The sequence below is a fragment of the Microbacterium sp. MYb64 genome (assembly GCF_002979495.1).
Lineage (GTDB): Bacteria > Actinomycetota > Actinomycetes > Actinomycetales > Microbacteriaceae > Microbacterium > Microbacterium azadirachtae_A.
The window spans coordinates 38182-52083 of sequence record NZ_PCOW01000015.1; the positions used below are offsets into that span (position 1 = coordinate 38182).

The 13902-nt window shown below is 71.6% G+C and carries 11 protein-coding genes; 7 read left to right on the forward strand and 4 right to left on the reverse strand.

Annotated elements, in window-relative coordinates:
* Positions 1-41 precede the first annotated feature (41 nt).
* Positions 42-1214: a TetR/AcrR family transcriptional regulator gene (locus CQ044_RS19610; RefSeq protein ID WP_181158317.1), complete on the forward strand. Its 1173-nt coding sequence runs from the start codon at positions 42-44 to the stop codon at positions 1212-1214.
* A gap of 51 nt (positions 1215-1265) precedes the next feature.
* Here the strand turns inward: CQ044_RS19610 and CQ044_RS13555 are convergent, their stop codons facing one another.
* Positions 1266-1928, reverse strand: coding sequence for a DNA alkylation repair protein (locus CQ044_RS13555; protein WP_105688954.1), 663 nt, complete (start codon positions 1926-1928; stop codon positions 1266-1268).
* 163 nt (positions 1929-2091) lie between these two features.
* Here CQ044_RS13555 and CQ044_RS13560 point away from each other — a divergent pair, with 163 nt between their 5' ends.
* Positions 2092-3861: a beta-galactosidase gene (locus CQ044_RS13560; protein WP_181158318.1), complete on the forward strand. Its 1770-nt coding sequence runs from the start codon at positions 2092-2094 to the stop codon at positions 3859-3861.
* A gap of 81 nt (positions 3862-3942) precedes the next feature.
* Here CQ044_RS13560 and CQ044_RS13565 read toward each other — a convergent pair whose 3' ends face one another.
* Positions 3943-4980 carry an aromatic acid exporter family protein gene (locus CQ044_RS13565; RefSeq protein WP_105688956.1) on the reverse strand — a complete coding sequence of 346 codons (1038 nt, stop codon included), beginning with the start codon at positions 4978-4980 and terminating at the stop codon, positions 3943-3945.
* A gap of 239 nt (positions 4981-5219) precedes the next feature.
* On the opposite strand from CQ044_RS13565, the gene CQ044_RS13570 reads away from it, so the two are divergent.
* The 3 genes from CQ044_RS13570 to CQ044_RS13580 all read left to right on the forward strand — a co-directional run bounded on the left by CQ044_RS13570 (position 5220) and on the right by CQ044_RS13580 (position 9619).
* Positions 5220-5588: a hypothetical protein gene (locus CQ044_RS13570; protein WP_105688957.1), complete on the forward strand. Its 369-nt coding sequence runs from the start codon at positions 5220-5222 to the stop codon at positions 5586-5588.
* A 221-nt stretch (positions 5589-5809) separates the two neighbouring features.
* Positions 5810-8653 carry a helix-turn-helix transcriptional regulator gene (locus tag CQ044_RS19920; protein ID WP_181158319.1) on the forward strand — a complete coding sequence of 948 codons (2844 nt, stop codon included), beginning with the start codon at positions 5810-5812 and terminating at the stop codon, positions 8651-8653.
* Between the two features lie 129 nt (positions 8654-8782).
* A complete protein-coding gene (locus tag CQ044_RS13580) occupies positions 8783-9619 on the forward strand; it encodes an oxidoreductase (RefSeq protein WP_105688959.1) in 837 nt (278 codons plus the stop codon).
* Positions 9620-9652: 33 nt separating this feature from the next.
* On the opposite strand, the gene CQ044_RS13585 is transcribed toward CQ044_RS13580, so the two are convergent.
* Together CQ044_RS13585 and CQ044_RS13590 are read right to left on the reverse strand one after the other, a co-directional pair.
* Complete coding sequence (locus tag CQ044_RS13585; protein ID WP_105688960.1) at positions 9653-10612, reverse strand: DMT family transporter; 960 nt, start codon at positions 10610-10612, stop codon at positions 9653-9655.
* A gap of 314 nt (positions 10613-10926) precedes the next feature.
* Entirely contained in the window at positions 10927-11850 is a 924-nt protein-coding gene (locus CQ044_RS13590) for a siderophore-interacting protein (RefSeq protein WP_105688961.1), read from the reverse strand.
* 24 nt (positions 11851-11874) lie between these two features.
* Between CQ044_RS13590 and CQ044_RS13595 the strand changes: the two genes are divergently transcribed.
* Positions 11875-12732, forward strand: a complete 858-nt coding sequence (locus tag CQ044_RS13595) for an ABC transporter ATP-binding protein (protein WP_105688962.1) — start codon at positions 11875-11877, stop codon at positions 12730-12732.
* 136 nt (positions 12733-12868) lie between these two features.
* A complete protein-coding gene (locus CQ044_RS13600) occupies positions 12869-13894 on the forward strand; it encodes an iron-siderophore ABC transporter substrate-binding protein (RefSeq protein ID WP_105688963.1) in 1026 nt (341 codons plus the stop codon).
* Positions 13895-13902 lie beyond the last annotated feature (8 nt).

Below are 13902 nucleotides of genomic sequence, written 5' to 3' on the forward strand. Positions count from 1 at the left end.
GACCAGTTGGTCAAATCTGGGCGGGTCGATACACTCGATCCATGGCGACCGACGGAGTGAGTCCGCCGGTGGACGGCTCTCGGACCCGAGCCTCTGCGAAGGGCGACATCGTCCGCGCCGCCAGGTCGCATATCAGCCGTAACGGCTACCGCGGATCTTCGCTTCGGGCGCTCGCATCGTCCATCGGGCGCAGCCACAACGGGATCCTCCGGCACTTCCCGACGCGCGACGCCCTCTTGATGAGCGTGCTCGATATCTCGCTCTGGCATCCTCCGGCGGCAGCGTCGGCGGCGACACCCGTTGAGGACCTCCTCTCGGCGGTCCGCGCGCGGTCATCAGACGCCGAGAACCTCGGCGTCTATCTGACGCTCATGGGAGAGGCTGCTTCCTCGGATCATCCTGCTCACGCTGCCCTGTCGAAATCGGTGCGTTCTCAGAAGGCCTGGGTCGAGTCGCTCTTCCCTTCCCGGGGGGACCTGATCGCATCGGCGTGGGACGGTATCGACATCGCGGCGCGTTATGTGCCCGACCACGTATCTCCGCCGGAGGTCGTGGCGGACATCCTTTGCAGCCGCGCGCCGGCTCCGATCGACGAGGGCATGTTCGAACGGGCGCGAGCGGCGGCCCGCATCGTTCGCGCGGCCTCGGTTCCTGTCAAGGACTCTCTCTCGCGCCGCATCCTCGAGCAGGCCACGCGTTCATTCGCGGATGAAGGGTACCGGTCGGCAAGCCTGAGGTCGATCGCGAACGCACTCGGCGTCTCACATGGCTCGTTGATCTACCACTACTCGACCAAGGATCAGCTGCTCGACGCCATCCTCCGTGCGCCGGATGCCGTCGACTATCCGCTCACCGCAGCCGATGGCGGCGATGACCCACTGGAGCAGCTCGCACGCCGGCTCGAGTTCGCGGAGACACGACCGGACGTCAGCCGTTTGTACTCAGCGCTCCTGTGCGAGGCGGTGGATCCCAGTCATCCGGCGCACTCGTTCCTGCAGTCCCGATATCTGCGTGTGCTGAATCGCTTCGAGGAAGGGATCGTGTCGCTCCTCGCCTCGGGTCACATCGCTACGAGAACGACGCCCCGCAATCTCGCCATCTGGCTCACGGCGTGTTGGGACGGGCTGCAGGTGCATCGCCGGTATTCGCCGAACATCGACGTGCCCGGTGCGATCATCCAGGAGTTCAGCCACCATTTCGAACGCATCGATTGACGAGTGCGGGCGGCATCGCCTCCGCACTTCCCGCCGCGTGCGAGGATGCCCTCAGCCCTGGCGGCTCACCATCTCCGCGATCCACAGCGGCGCGAAGGGCGAGGTGCAGTTCGGCGGGGTGGGGTAGTCGGCGAGCACCTGCAGCCGTTCGCCGATCGCGATCGCGCGGTCGCGCTCCGCGGGATGGTGGATGCCGATCGTGGCGAGCGTCTCGTTCATCGCCCACTGCTCGCGCGCCGGGGCGCCGGCGAGCTCGCGTTCGATCCGGTCCAGGAGCGCATCGAGGTCGAGCCCCTCCGGACTCTTCGCGACCCGGGCGGAGGTGAGCGACCAGGCCGCGGCGCGCGCGTCGGCATCGGCGTCGTCCAGCCAGCGCACGCGCAGCTCCTCCGCGAGCGGCGACTTCTTCACGATGTACGCGACGAGCCAGTCGTGCGCCTTGGAGCTCAGGGTCTCCCGCACCATGCGGTCGAGATCGCCCGCGTCGAGGACGCGAGGCTTCGTCACGAGGATCCCGAGGAGCTGCCCCGCCACGTCGCCGGATGCCCACAGTTCTCCGGCGAGCTCCGGATCCGTGCCGATCCGCTTCGCGAGCGCACGCATCCGAGACAGGTTCGCCCCGTGGGCATCGCCGTGCCGCTCGTTGACGGCGCGCGCCTTCGGATCCTCCAGGGCGGCCAGATCGGCGAGGGCTTCGGCGAGGGTGACGGGCATGTCGCCAGCCTACGCGTGCGAAATTCAGTCGATCCGGGCCGCCCCCGCGCCGGATCCGAGCGTGGCGGGCGGATTCGACTGAGTTCGAGACCGGTTTCGGTCGACACGTGCTGCCTGCGAGACTATGGTGACGCAAACATCGTGTCGCACCCCGAGGAGAGCCATGACCGAGTCCCCGCGCGCCGCGCTCACCTACGAGGACGGGGCGCTGCGGCGCCACGGCCGTCCCTTCCGGATGCTCTCCGGCGCGGTGCACTACTTCCGTGTCCACCCCGATCAGTGGGAGGACCGGCTGCGCCGCCTCGCTGCGATGGGCGCGAACACGGTCGACACCTATATCCCGTGGAACTTCCACGAGCGGGTCGAGGGGGAGAGCGACTTCGACGGCTGGCGCGATGCCGAGCGGTTCATCCGGCTCGCGGGCGAGATCGGGCTCGACGTGTTCGTGCGCCCCAGCCCTTACATCTGCGCCGAATGGTCGAACGGCGGCATCCCGTTCTGGCTGAGCGGCCGCACCCGTTCCCTCCGCACGAGCGACCCCGCCTTCCTCGCCGCGGTCGACGCCTGGTACGACGAGCTGATCCCCCGGCTCGCCGCGCTGCAGGCGGCCCACGGCGGCCCGATCACGGCACTGCAGATCGAGAACGAATACGGATCCTTCGGCAGCGACCACGACTACCTCGTGCACCTGCGCGACGGGTTGCGCGCGCGGGGGATCGTGGAGCTGCTCACGACCGCCGACGGGACCACGGCCGACATGGTGCGCAACGGCAGCGTCGAGGGCGCGATGGGGTCGTTCACGTTCGGCACCGGCGTCGCCGAGGCGCAGCGCCTGCACGTACCTGACCAGGCGCTGCTCTGCGCGGAGCTGTGGGGCGGCTGGTTCGACCACTGGGGCGAGCACCACCACGTGCGCTCAGCCGCGAGCATGATCGGCACGGTCGAGGAGCTGCTGGCCGCGGGCGGATCCGTGAGCCTCTACATGGCGCACGGCGGCACGAACTTCGGGCTCTGGGCGGGGGCGAACCACGACGGCGTGCTGCAGCCGACCGTCACGAGCTACGACTCGGATGCGCCGATCGGGGAGGACGGATCCCTGAACGACAAGTTCCACGCGCTGCGCGCGGCCTTCGCCCCGTTCCACGACGGCGATCTCCCGCCGGTGCCGGACGCCCCGCGTCGGCAGGCCGCCGCGTCCGCATCGCTGGTGCCCGTGGCGTCACTGTTCGACGTCGCGCGCGCGGAGCCCGCCGGCGCGACGGCCCCGATGCCGCTCACCTTCGAGGAGCTCGTCGCCGAGGACGGGCTGGTCGCGTACGAGTCCGAGATCACCTACGCGCCCGCGGCGGCCCTGACGGTCGACGTGCTGCACGACCGCGCGGTCGTCTATCTCGACGGCGTGCGCCTCGGCGTGCTCGAGCGCGACGGGGTGCGGTCGCTCAACCTGCCCGCCACGGGCGGATCCGGACTGCTCACGCTCATCGTGGAGAGCCAGGGGCGGGTCAACTACGGGCCGCACACCGGCGAGGGCAAGGGCATCATGGCGGGCGTGCGGATCGGGCGCCGGTTCGCGCACGGCTGGACGCACCGGGTCCTCCCGCAGGACGCTCCGGCGGATCCCGCTGCCGCTGCTCCGGCTCCGGCCGGCGCCGGGCCGGCCGACGGCCTCGCCCGGGCGGTGTTCGACGTCGCGGATCCCGCCGATGCCTGGCTCGCCTTCCCCGGCGGCGCGAACGGCATGGTGTGGCTGAACGGATTCCTGCTCGGCCGCTATCGCGCGGTCGGCCCGCAGGTCACGCTGTACGCCCCGGCGCCGCTCTGGCGCAACGGTCGCAACGAGATCCGCGTGCTCGAGACGGACGTGCTCGGATCCGTGGTCGAGATCCGCGAGGAACCCGACTTCGGCCCGGTGGAGGAGTTCATCGGGGCCTGAGGCGCGCGCATCGCACTCGTCGTCGCTGCGCTCCTCGCTCAGGGACCGGTCTGTGGTCGGCCCCTGTGCGGGACTCTCGCTTCAGTCCTCGTCGCGCAGCCCGGCGCGGATACGACGCAGATCCTCCGTGAGGGATCCGATCAGCACCCAATGGCGTGACGAGGGCGGGCGGATGTCCAGCGGCGACGTCAGTGCCGGGATCGCGGAGGTCAGCGCCTCGGGCTCCGGATCCACCTCGGCCAGCTGCACGGCGAGGCGCACGTCGTGGCCCGCGCGGTGCAGCTGCTCGGCGATCGGCGCGACGGACCGCTCAGCGGGGAGCGCGTCGTCGTACTGGTCGACATAGGCGCGGGTCATGCCGATCACCTGCGTCACGATCGGTCCGAGGCGCTCCAGCAGCGCACGCGACGCGGCGAGCTCGGAACGGTGCCGCGAGCCGCGCGGGTTCAGCGTGAGCGACTCCTCCCCGGCGATCACCGAGGCGTCGGCCGCGTCTTTCATCGGGCGCAGCAGCCGTGCCTCGAGCATGAGCTCCTGCAGGCGGGCGGGGCTCTGCTCCACCGCGATCGCGTCGCCCAGGCGGTCGAGGGTCGCGGCGAGCTCCCCGCCGAGGAGCGTCAGGTCGCGCCGTGCAGGGGCGACCAGCACGGGCGGCACCACGGCGACGTTCACCACGAAGCCGATCGCCGCGCCGATCAGGGTCTCCAGGATCCGGTCCACCGCGTAGTCGGGGCTCGCGGAGCCGAGCGCGAGCACGAGCATCGCCGAGATCGCGACCTGGTTCGCGGTGCCAGGGGTGGCCTTGAACGACCACGCGACGACCATCGCCACCACGACCGCGAGCAGCACGACCCAGCTGAGCCCGCCGAGCGCGAGGCTCAGGAGCACCGCGATCACGACGCCGGCGATCACTCCGAAGCTGCGCTCCACGGCCTTCGCGAACGACTGGTTCACGCTCGGCTGCACCACGAGCAGCGCGGCGATCGCCGCGAACACGGGCAGGTGCCCCGGGACGAGCCAGCCCGCGACCAGCCAGGCCGCGATCGTGGCCGCCGCCGACTTCGCGACCTGCAGCAGCGGCGCGCGTCGGGCGGCACGGAGGGCGGCGAGCGGGCGCATGCTCCCACGGTAGTCCGGCCGCCTGTGCCCCGCGGGCGTGCGCGGCTCCGTGCCCCCGCCCTCCTTGACCGCGAGACTCCATCTCCGCGACGAGACTGCGCTTCTGCGGCGCTGTCTCGTCGCCCAGTTGCAGTCTCGCGGATCAGATCTGAGGTGCCTGGGGCGGAAGTTAAGGCATCTGACGGATGGGGGGAGGGGGCCTTAGCGACGAGCGTATGAGTACCGGAGGAGGAGACATCATGGAACTGAACTACGCGATGAGCTACCGCATCACCACGCTCGAGATCGAGCAGGCCGCGATCCGTGCCGAGCGCGCCAGGATGGCCGCAGAGCACGCCGACATGATCGTGCGCCGCGACGGATTCCTGCGTCGGATGCTGGGTCGGCTGCAGGACCGCCGTGCCGAGGTCGTGCCGGCCCCCGCGCCTGCGCAGGCCGCGACGGCGCCCGCCGAGCCCGCTCCCGCGAGCCGTGCGAGTGCGAGCGCGGTGCCCGCGGCAGCCACAACCCCCGCACCGATCGCCGGGCTCGTGCCCGCCGCATCCGTGCAGACCGAGGACGACGCCCGCGCGAGCGAGCTGGTCGGCTGCGGCTCGCACGCCGCATGAGCGCTCCGGCGTCCGCCTCGGCGCCCGACACCGCGACGTCCGCGCGACCTGCGACCCAGGATGCGCCCGACCTCGAGAGCCTCCCGACGACGGATCCGGCACCGGATCCACTGCCGTCGGGAGGCTCTTCCGCGTCTCGCGGGGCATCCCCCGGTTCTGCCGAGAGCGGCGCAGTGCCCGTGGCGGCGCCCGATGTCCGTGGCTGGTGGCACGATGAAGACATGTCCCTCGCCACCACGTCGGCCGCCATGGTCGGGCGCGATGCCGAACTCGCGCTCCTCGACGACGCCCTGCGCCGTTCCGGTGCCGGCGAGTCCGCCTCCGTGCTCGTGGGCGGCGAGGCGGGCATCGGCAAGTCCCGGCTGACGGCCGAGTTCCGCCGCCGCGTGGCGGACGAGGTCACCGTGCTGACGGGCTGGTGCCTCGACTACGGATCCACGCCGGCGCCCTTCGGCCCGCTCCCGGCGATCCTGCGCGGACTGCTCGACGAGCTCGGCGATCGTGCAGACGAGGCCGCAGGCCCGGGCCGCGACGCCCTGCAGCTGCTGCTGCCCGAGCGCGCGACCGCTCCGGTCGACCGGTCCGCGATCCGTCCGGAGGGGCTGCGCGAGACGATCGCGAACCTCCTCGAGGCGGCCTCCGCGACCCGTCCCGTGGTGGTCGTGATCGAAGACCTGCACTGGGCCGACGCCGCGACGCTGTCGATGCTCTCCTTCCTGCTCCGCGCCCTTGCGGGCCGCCCCGTGCTGTTCCTGCTCACCTGCCGCATCGACGAGGTGCGCCGCGGGGGCGAGGTGCGCACGTTCTTCGCCGAGGCGGAGCGCGCCCGGCTGCTCGACCGGGTCACCCTGAAGCGGCTCGACGCGATCGAGGTGCGCGACCTGGTGCAGCGCCTGCGCGGAACGGTCGACGATGCGGGGCTCGCGCGACTCATGGAGCGCAGCGAGGGCGTGCCGTTCTTCATCGAGGAACTGCTCTGCAACGTGCAGGGGCCCATGCCTGACACCCTCCGCGACGTGCTGCTCGCGCGCTTCGACGCCCTCGAGGACGACGCGAAGCGCATCGTCCGGCTGGCGTCGGGATCCGACGATCCGATCTCGCACGACCTGCTCACCACGCTCGCGGGCTTCGACGGCGAGCGTCTCGACGACGCCCTCCGCGAGGCGATGGCCACGGGCGTGCTCGCGGTGCGCGGCGACTCCGCATACGGCTTCCGGCACGCGCTGCTGCGCGAGGCCGTGCACGACGACCTGCTGCCGGGCGAGCGCGCCCGCCTGCACTGGGCCTACGCCGATGCGCTCGAGGCCTCGGGGGGATCCGCGTCCGCCCTCGCCTTCCACTGGCATCAGTCGCACGATTCGCCGCGGGCGCTCGCCGCCGCGGTCACCGCCATGCTGCAGGCCAAGAACAGCTACGCCTTCTCGACCTCCGCACGCTTCGGCGAGCTCGCCCTGGAGCTGTGGGACCAGGTGCCCGATGCGCAGGAGGTCGCCGGCATCGGGCGGATCCCGCTGCTCGCCCAGTTCGGGTCGATCCTGCGCAACGGCGGCGACGGCGAGCGGGCGCTCACCGTCGTCTCGCTCGCGCTCGCCGAGATCGACCGCGCCGAGGTCGAGCCGGCCGTGCACGCCCGGCTGCTGCGAGACAAGGCCCTCTACCTGCAGAACCTCGGCCGGCATGGATCCGTGGAGCTGCTGACCGAAGCGCTCTCGGTCATCGAGGGGCGCGAGGGCGAGGAGCGGCTGCGCACGACGCTGCTCGGCTATCTGGCAGGGCGCTACCTCGTGGGCGGGCAGCTGGAGCAGGCCGTGAGCACCGCGGATGAGGCGTACCGCGCCGCCGAGGCGATCGGCTTCGACGGTGCGATGTCGGTCGCAGGGAACCTCCGCGGCTGCGCGCGTGTGCATCTGGGGCAGGTGGCCGCGGGGCTCGATGATTTCCGGCTGTCCTGGCAGCACGCGACCGACCACGATGCGCAACTGCGCTACCGGGTCAACTACGCGGACACGCTGAACATGATCGGCCGTTTCCGCGAGGCGGTCGAGGTCGCCGAGGCCGGAGTCGCGCATTCCCGTCGGCTGGGCGTCGAGCGGGCGACCGGCTCGATCCTGTCCCACAACATGGTCGAGCCGCTCATCGAGCTCGGCGAGATCGCGCGCGCCGAGGAGGCGACCGCGCACGACATGACGATGCGCACCCTGCAGGTGTTCCGGATGTACTCGACGATGTCGCGGATCCGCACGCTGGTGTGGCGCGGCGGTATGGATGAGGCGGAGCAGCTGCTGCGCGAGTGGCGCGCGACCGCCGAGGCCGTCGCCGACGTCGAGCGACAGGTCTGGTACTCGCTGCACGATGTCGAGATCCTGATCGCGCTCGGTCTCGGGGATCCGGTCCGTGCCGCGGCGGGGCTGCGCGAGGTGATCGAGGATCCGGGGCAGCGGCTCGCGCTGCTGGGACGGATCCTGCTCGAGGGCGGTCGGGCGGTCGCGGATCTGCGCGCGGACGGCCACGGCGCGCTCGCCGAGGAGACCGCCGGGATCGTGCGAGCCGCGTGGTCGTCGCTGCCGGTCGAGCTGCAGCATCCGCACTGGGCGGCTGTGCTGATGGCTGTGCTGGATGCGGACGGGGCGCAGCTCGATGCGGCGATCATGGCTGCCGACGGCGACGACGTGCCGGCGGTGTTCCGCCCGCTCGTCCGGCTGGAGCGGGCACGGGTGTTCGTGGCGGACGGCGACAGGGCGTCCGCGGTCGACATGGCCGCGGAGGCTGCCGCATCCGCGGAGGCGCTCGGCCACGACCGGCTGCGACGGCGTACCGCGGAGTTCATCGAGGCGGCAGGGCTGCACCGCGCGGGATCGCGTGCAGCGCACGCCGCGGAGAGCGTGGAGCTCACCGCGCGCGAGCAGCAGGTGCTCGACCTCATCGCAGAGGGGCTCAGCAATCGGCAGATCGGCGAGCGCCTGTTCATCAGCGGGAAGACCGCGAGCGTGCACGTCTCCGCGATCCTGCGCAAGCTCGGCGTCTCCTCCCGCACGGAGGCCGCTGTCGCCCAGCGCGCCCGCTGAGCCGGCTGCCCTGCGAATCCCGCTCGCACGTCTCGCGAGTCGGCGGCATGCGCGGAACGACGGATCCCCGGACCGACCAACATCGGTCCGATAATGAACACGGGTTCCAGGAGAAGCGGAGAGGTCGTCATGGATACGAAGGTCGCACTCGTCACGGGGGCCTCCTCCGGCATCGGAGAGTCCGCCGCGCGCCACCTGAAGGATGCGGGCTTCACGGTCTACGCCGCCGCGCGCCGCCTGGACCGGATGGCGGGGCTGCGGGACGCCGGGGTGCACACGATCGCCCTGGACGTGACGGACGATGCCTCGGCGCAGGCCGCGGTCGCGCAGATCCTCGTGGAGCAGGGGCGGATCGACGTCCTCGTGAACAACGCGGGGTACGGATCGTATGGCGCGCTCGAGGACGTGCCGCTCTCCGAGGCGCAGGCGCAGCTCGACGTGAACGTGCTCGGACTCGCGAGGATGGCGCAGCTGGTGCTGCCGCAGCTGCGCGCACAGCGCAGCGGCACGATCATCAACATCTCTTCGATGGGCGGCAACTTCACGACCCCGCTGGGCGCGTGGTACCACGCGAGCAAGTACGCGGTCGAGGCGATCAGCGACGCCCTGCGCATGGAGTTGGCGCCGTTCGGCATCGAGGTGGTCGTCGTCCAGCCCGGATCCATCCGCACCGAGTGGGGCGCGATCGCCGCGGCCAATGTTCGGGAGACTTCCGGCAACGGCCCGTATCGGGCTCAGGCGGAGGCGGTCGCGACCACCCTCGCCGGCAGCTCATCGCCGGGAGCCAGGATGACCTCCTCGCCGGACGTCGTCGCCCGCGCGATCACGAAGGCGGCGACCGCCCGCCGGCCGCGCGCCCGCTATCGCATCGGCTTCGGTGCGAAGCCCCTGGTCTTCGCGCACCGGATCCTGCCTGCCCGTGTGTTCGACCGCCTCATCCAGCGAGGCGTGGGCATCGGCGGCTGAGCGAGGGCCGACCGCGCCGATGGGACGGCGCCGTCACACGGCGGCGGCGTCACTCGACCGGCGCCTGAGGACGAGCAGCAGCTCGTCGAACCGGCGCTGCACGAGAAGCACGCTGAGGATGATCACCAGAGCCCCCAAGGGCTCGTACCAGGTGAGGGGTTCCGCGAGCAGGATCACGCCCAGCGCGATGCCGACGAGCGGCGTGAGGTAGGTGACGCTCGCGGCGGCGACGGCGCCCCAGGCCGAGAGCACCCGGGTGTTCCAGATGTAGGCCAACCCGGTCCCCAGCACCCCGAGCGTCGTGAGCGCGAGCACCGGAGCAGGCGCGAAACCGCCGCGGATCGGCTCGAGCGCGAGGAACGGAGCGAGGAGGAGCCCGATCGCCGCGGCCGCGGTCAGCTGCACGGCGGCGGTCGACAGCGCGTCGTGGTGGTGCCGTCCCGTCACGAAGCGCTGCATCCAGGTGAAGGCGATCCCGTATGAGGCGGTCGCTCCGAGGCACGCGAGCTGCGCGGGGAAGGAGGCGAGGAAGGCCGGATCGCTCACCACCTGCCATGCGCCCATGGCCAGGGCGACGCCGCAGAGGCCGAGCAGGACGCCGACGACCTGGCCGGGATGCAGGCGAGTTCCCCGCACGGTGAGCGCCGTCGCGATCGCGGTCCAGATCGGGGTTGTCGCGTTGATGACGGCGGCGATCCCGGAAGGCAGCAGAGTCTCCGCCCACGCGAAGAGCAGGAACGGCAGGACGCACAGGAACACCGCGACGACCGTCATATGCCCCCAGATCCGCCGCTCCCTTGGCCATCGGCGCCGCGTGAGCGCCATGAGGGCGCCGAGGGTGAGCGCGCCGATGAGGATGCGGCCGATCGCGATCTGCGCAGGGCTGAAAGAGCCGAGCGAGACCTTCATCAGCAGGAAGCTCGATCCCCACGTGAGCGCGAGTGCGAGATACGCCGATGCGGTGAGAAGTGCGGAGCGCGAAGGAGCGGCCATGACTCCAGCGTCGTCCTGTCGCGACCTCGGGTCTGGCGGAAATCGGACGTGGCGATCCGGGTGAAATACAGGGTGAGATGATGCGGATTCCGGCCCCGGTCATCCCTGCGGCTGATTGACTGTTAGTCGGGCGTGCCCGGACACGCCCGCATGCGCCTCACCTCGGTTCGCCGGGGCGGGCGATCGCCGCGTCGCGAGGTGTTGCCCCCCGCAGGCTCGCGGTGCGGATGGAATCGCTCGATGAGGCGTTCTGGGGTCCGGTGGGTGCTCCGCGCACGGGACAGCGCGGAGCACCGACCCGGACCCGGCCGCCTTCAGGCGGCCTCGGCCCGTCCGCGGCGCCAGTAACCCATGAACGCCACCGAGCGTCGGTCGATGCCGAGGCCGCGCACGAGGTGGCGGCGCAGCGCCGTGATCGTGCTCGCCTCGCCCGCCAGCCACGCGTAGCAGGATCCGACCGACGACTCCGGCACCTCCCAGAGCACCTCGTCCTCGTCCGGATCCGCGAGCTCCGTCCCGGCGGGCGCGGCGCCGGCCGAGGCGGTCGTCTCGGCGACCCTCGTCTCGCCCCAGGCGTGCACGGCGGCACTCAGCCGCAGCCCGTGCGCGGCGCTTCCGCGGGCCAGCCACCGGACCGCCACGCCCTCGGGGGCCGCGAGCGGCAGCGCGTCCGCCTCGGTGGGCACCTCGATGTAGACGGATCCGGTCACGTGCGCGGGAAGCGATTCGACGATCGCGCAGATCGCCGGCACCGCGGTCTCGTCCCCGGCGATGAGCACCGACCCGGCATCGCCCGGGTTCCACTCCAGCCCGCCGGTCTCGTCGGCGCGCGCATCGGGGCCGATCACGACCAGCGGCGCTCCGGGGCCCGCGGCGGAGGCCCAGGCGGATGCGGGGCCCTCCGTGCCGTGCAGCACGAAGTCGACGTCGATCTCGCGGGTCTCGGGCCGGACAGCGCGGATCGTGTACGTGCGAATCGGATTGCGGGTCTCATCTGGGAGTTCTCGCCACCGGCGATACCACTCCATCATGCCGACCGATTCGTCGAACTGGCCGACGTCGGTGAAGGATCCGTCGGACAGCGGCAGCACGAGCTTGATCCGCTGATCGAGGCCCGCAGTGCCGAAATGCACGAGATCGGGGCCGGTCAGCGTCATGCGCAGGAAGTTCGGCGACAGCTGCTCGCGACGCGCGACGGTGGTGCGATAGGTGCGGTAGGGGTGATGTGACACGTTCATCAGGATAGGTTAGGCTCCCCTAACATGACGAATCGGGATTCCTCCGGCTCCTTCCCGGCGGCCGGACTCGTGGCTGAGGGCTTGGCGCTGCACTACGGCCGCACGCCCGTCGTGCACGACGTCGCCCTCACGCTCCGGCCCGGGTCCGTCACGGCGCTCATCGGCCCGAACGGCAGCGGGAAATCCACGGCGCTGCGGGCCATCGCGCGGCTGCACCGCATCCACGCCGGATCCGTGCGCATCGACGCCGCCGGCGCCGACCGCGACGCCGCGGCGCTGGACGCGAAGGAGTTCGCGCGCACCGTGGCGATGCTGTCGCAGTCGCGTCCGCATCCCTCGGGCCTCGAGGTGCGCGATGTCGTCGCCTTTGGCCGGCACCCGCATCGCGGCCGCTTCTCCGGCCTGCGCGACGAGGACCGCGCGGCCATCGACAGGGCGCTCGACCTCACCGGCCTTGGCGCGATGGGCGCACGTCCCGTGGACGAGCTCTCCGGAGGGGAGCTGCAGCGCGTCTGGCTGGCGACCGCGCTCGCGCAGACCACGCCCATCCTGCTGCTCGACGAGCCGACCAACCACCTCGACCTGCGCTACCAGATCGAGACGCTCGACCTCATCCGCGACCTCGCCGACGCGGGCACGGCCCTGGGCGTCGTGCTGCACGACCTCGACCACGCCGCCGCGGTCGCCGACCGCGTCGTGCTCCTCCACGACGGTCGCGTGCGCGCCGACGGCACCCCGGCCGAAGTGCTCACCGGCGAGAACCTGTCCGCGGCCTACGGGCTGCGCATCGACACCGCGCTCGACGACGACGGTCGAGTACGCGTGATCCCGCGCGGGCGGCACGCCGCACGTCGCCCCGCTCGCGAACCGCAGCCGGCCTGACCGCCGGCGGACGCGTCCGCACCGCATCCCTGCGGGTGCGCCGCACGACGGCATCCCCGCGCTGACGCGTCTCGGCGCGGCCGGATCCCCGATCTCGATCTTCCTCACCATCCCCGACCACCGACCCTGGAGAACCATGCGCAAGCCCCTCGCCGTCCTCTCGCTGCTCGCGGCGACCACCCTCGCCCTCGCCGGCTGCGGGACGACCTCCGTCGCCTCACCCACCGACAGTGCCGCACCCGCCGCGAGCGCCGAGTGCGCCAAGGACAGCACGACCACCGCCACGGGGCCGGTCAGCGTGACCGACGCCCTCGGCCGCACTGTGAAGCTCGACAAGCCCGCCGAGCGCGTCGCCGTGCTGGAGTGGCAGCAGGTGGAGGACGCGCTCTCGCTGTGCGTGACGCCCGTCGCGGTGGCGGATGCCGCCGGCTACCGCCAGTGGGACAAGGCGGAGACGCTGCCCGAAGGCGTCAAGGACGTCGGCACCCGCCAGGAGCCGAACCTCGACGCGCTGTTCCAGACCAAGCCCGACCTGGTGGTCGTCGAGGCGAAGACCCGCGACGATGCGATCATCGGCCAGCTCGAGAAGTACGGCGTTCCCGTGCTCGTGACCATCGGCGCCGATGCGAAGGACCCGGTGAAGCAACTGCTCGCGACCTTCGACCTGATCGCGCAGGCCACGGGCCGCACCGAGCGTGCCCAGGTCGTCACGACGGAGATGAAGAGCCACCTCGAGGAGGCGAAGAAGACCCTCGCCGCCGCGAAGCCGGAGAGCACCGACTTCGTCTACTTCGACGGCTGGGTCGACGGCGGCACCGTCTCGCTGCGGCCGTTCGGCACCGGTTCGCTCATCGGCGCGATCGGCGGCGAGCTGGGCCTCACGAACGTGTGGAAGGGCGAGACCGACCCCGCCTACGGGCTCGGCAGCACCGACATCGAGGGCATGACGACCGTCGGATCCGCGACGCTGCTGTACACCGGCACCGACGACCCCGACAGCGACAGCTTCATCACGGCGGCCGAGAAGAACCCGGCCTGGGCCTCGATCCCGGCGGTCAAGGAGAAGCGGACCCACGCGTTCCCGACCGGCATCTGGACGTTCGGCGGACCCCGCTCGGCCGAGAGGATCGCCGACGCGTACGTCGCCGCGTTCACCCGGTGACCCGGAGG

Coding starts and splice junctions, on each gene's coding strand:
- CQ044_RS19610 (WP_181158317.1), top strand. CDS start 42: ATGGCGACCGACGGAGTGAGTCCGCCGGTGGACGGCTCTCGGACCCGA.
- CQ044_RS13555 (WP_105688954.1), bottom strand. CDS start 1,928: ATGCCCGTCACCCTCGCCGAAGCCCTCGCCGATCTGGCCGCCCTGGAG.
- CQ044_RS13560 (WP_181158318.1), top strand. CDS start 2,092: ATGACCGAGTCCCCGCGCGCCGCGCTCACCTACGAGGACGGGGCGCTG.
- CQ044_RS13565 (WP_105688956.1), bottom strand. CDS start 4,980: ATGCGCCCGCTCGCCGCCCTCCGTGCCGCCCGACGCGCGCCGCTGCTG.
- CQ044_RS13570 (WP_105688957.1), top strand. CDS start 5,220: ATGGAACTGAACTACGCGATGAGCTACCGCATCACCACGCTCGAGATC.
- CQ044_RS19920 (WP_181158319.1), top strand. CDS start 5,810: ATGTCCCTCGCCACCACGTCGGCCGCCATGGTCGGGCGCGATGCCGAA.
- CQ044_RS13580 (WP_105688959.1), top strand. CDS start 8,783: ATGGATACGAAGGTCGCACTCGTCACGGGGGCCTCCTCCGGCATCGGA.
- CQ044_RS13585 (WP_105688960.1), bottom strand. CDS start 10,612: ATGGCCGCTCCTTCGCGCTCCGCACTTCTCACCGCATCGGCGTATCTC.
- CQ044_RS13590 (WP_105688961.1), bottom strand. CDS start 11,850: ATGAACGTGTCACATCACCCCTACCGCACCTATCGCACCACCGTCGCG.
- CQ044_RS13595 (WP_105688962.1), top strand. CDS start 11,875: ATGACGAATCGGGATTCCTCCGGCTCCTTCCCGGCGGCCGGACTCGTG.
- CQ044_RS13600 (WP_105688963.1), top strand. CDS start 12,869: ATGCGCAAGCCCCTCGCCGTCCTCTCGCTGCTCGCGGCGACCACCCTC.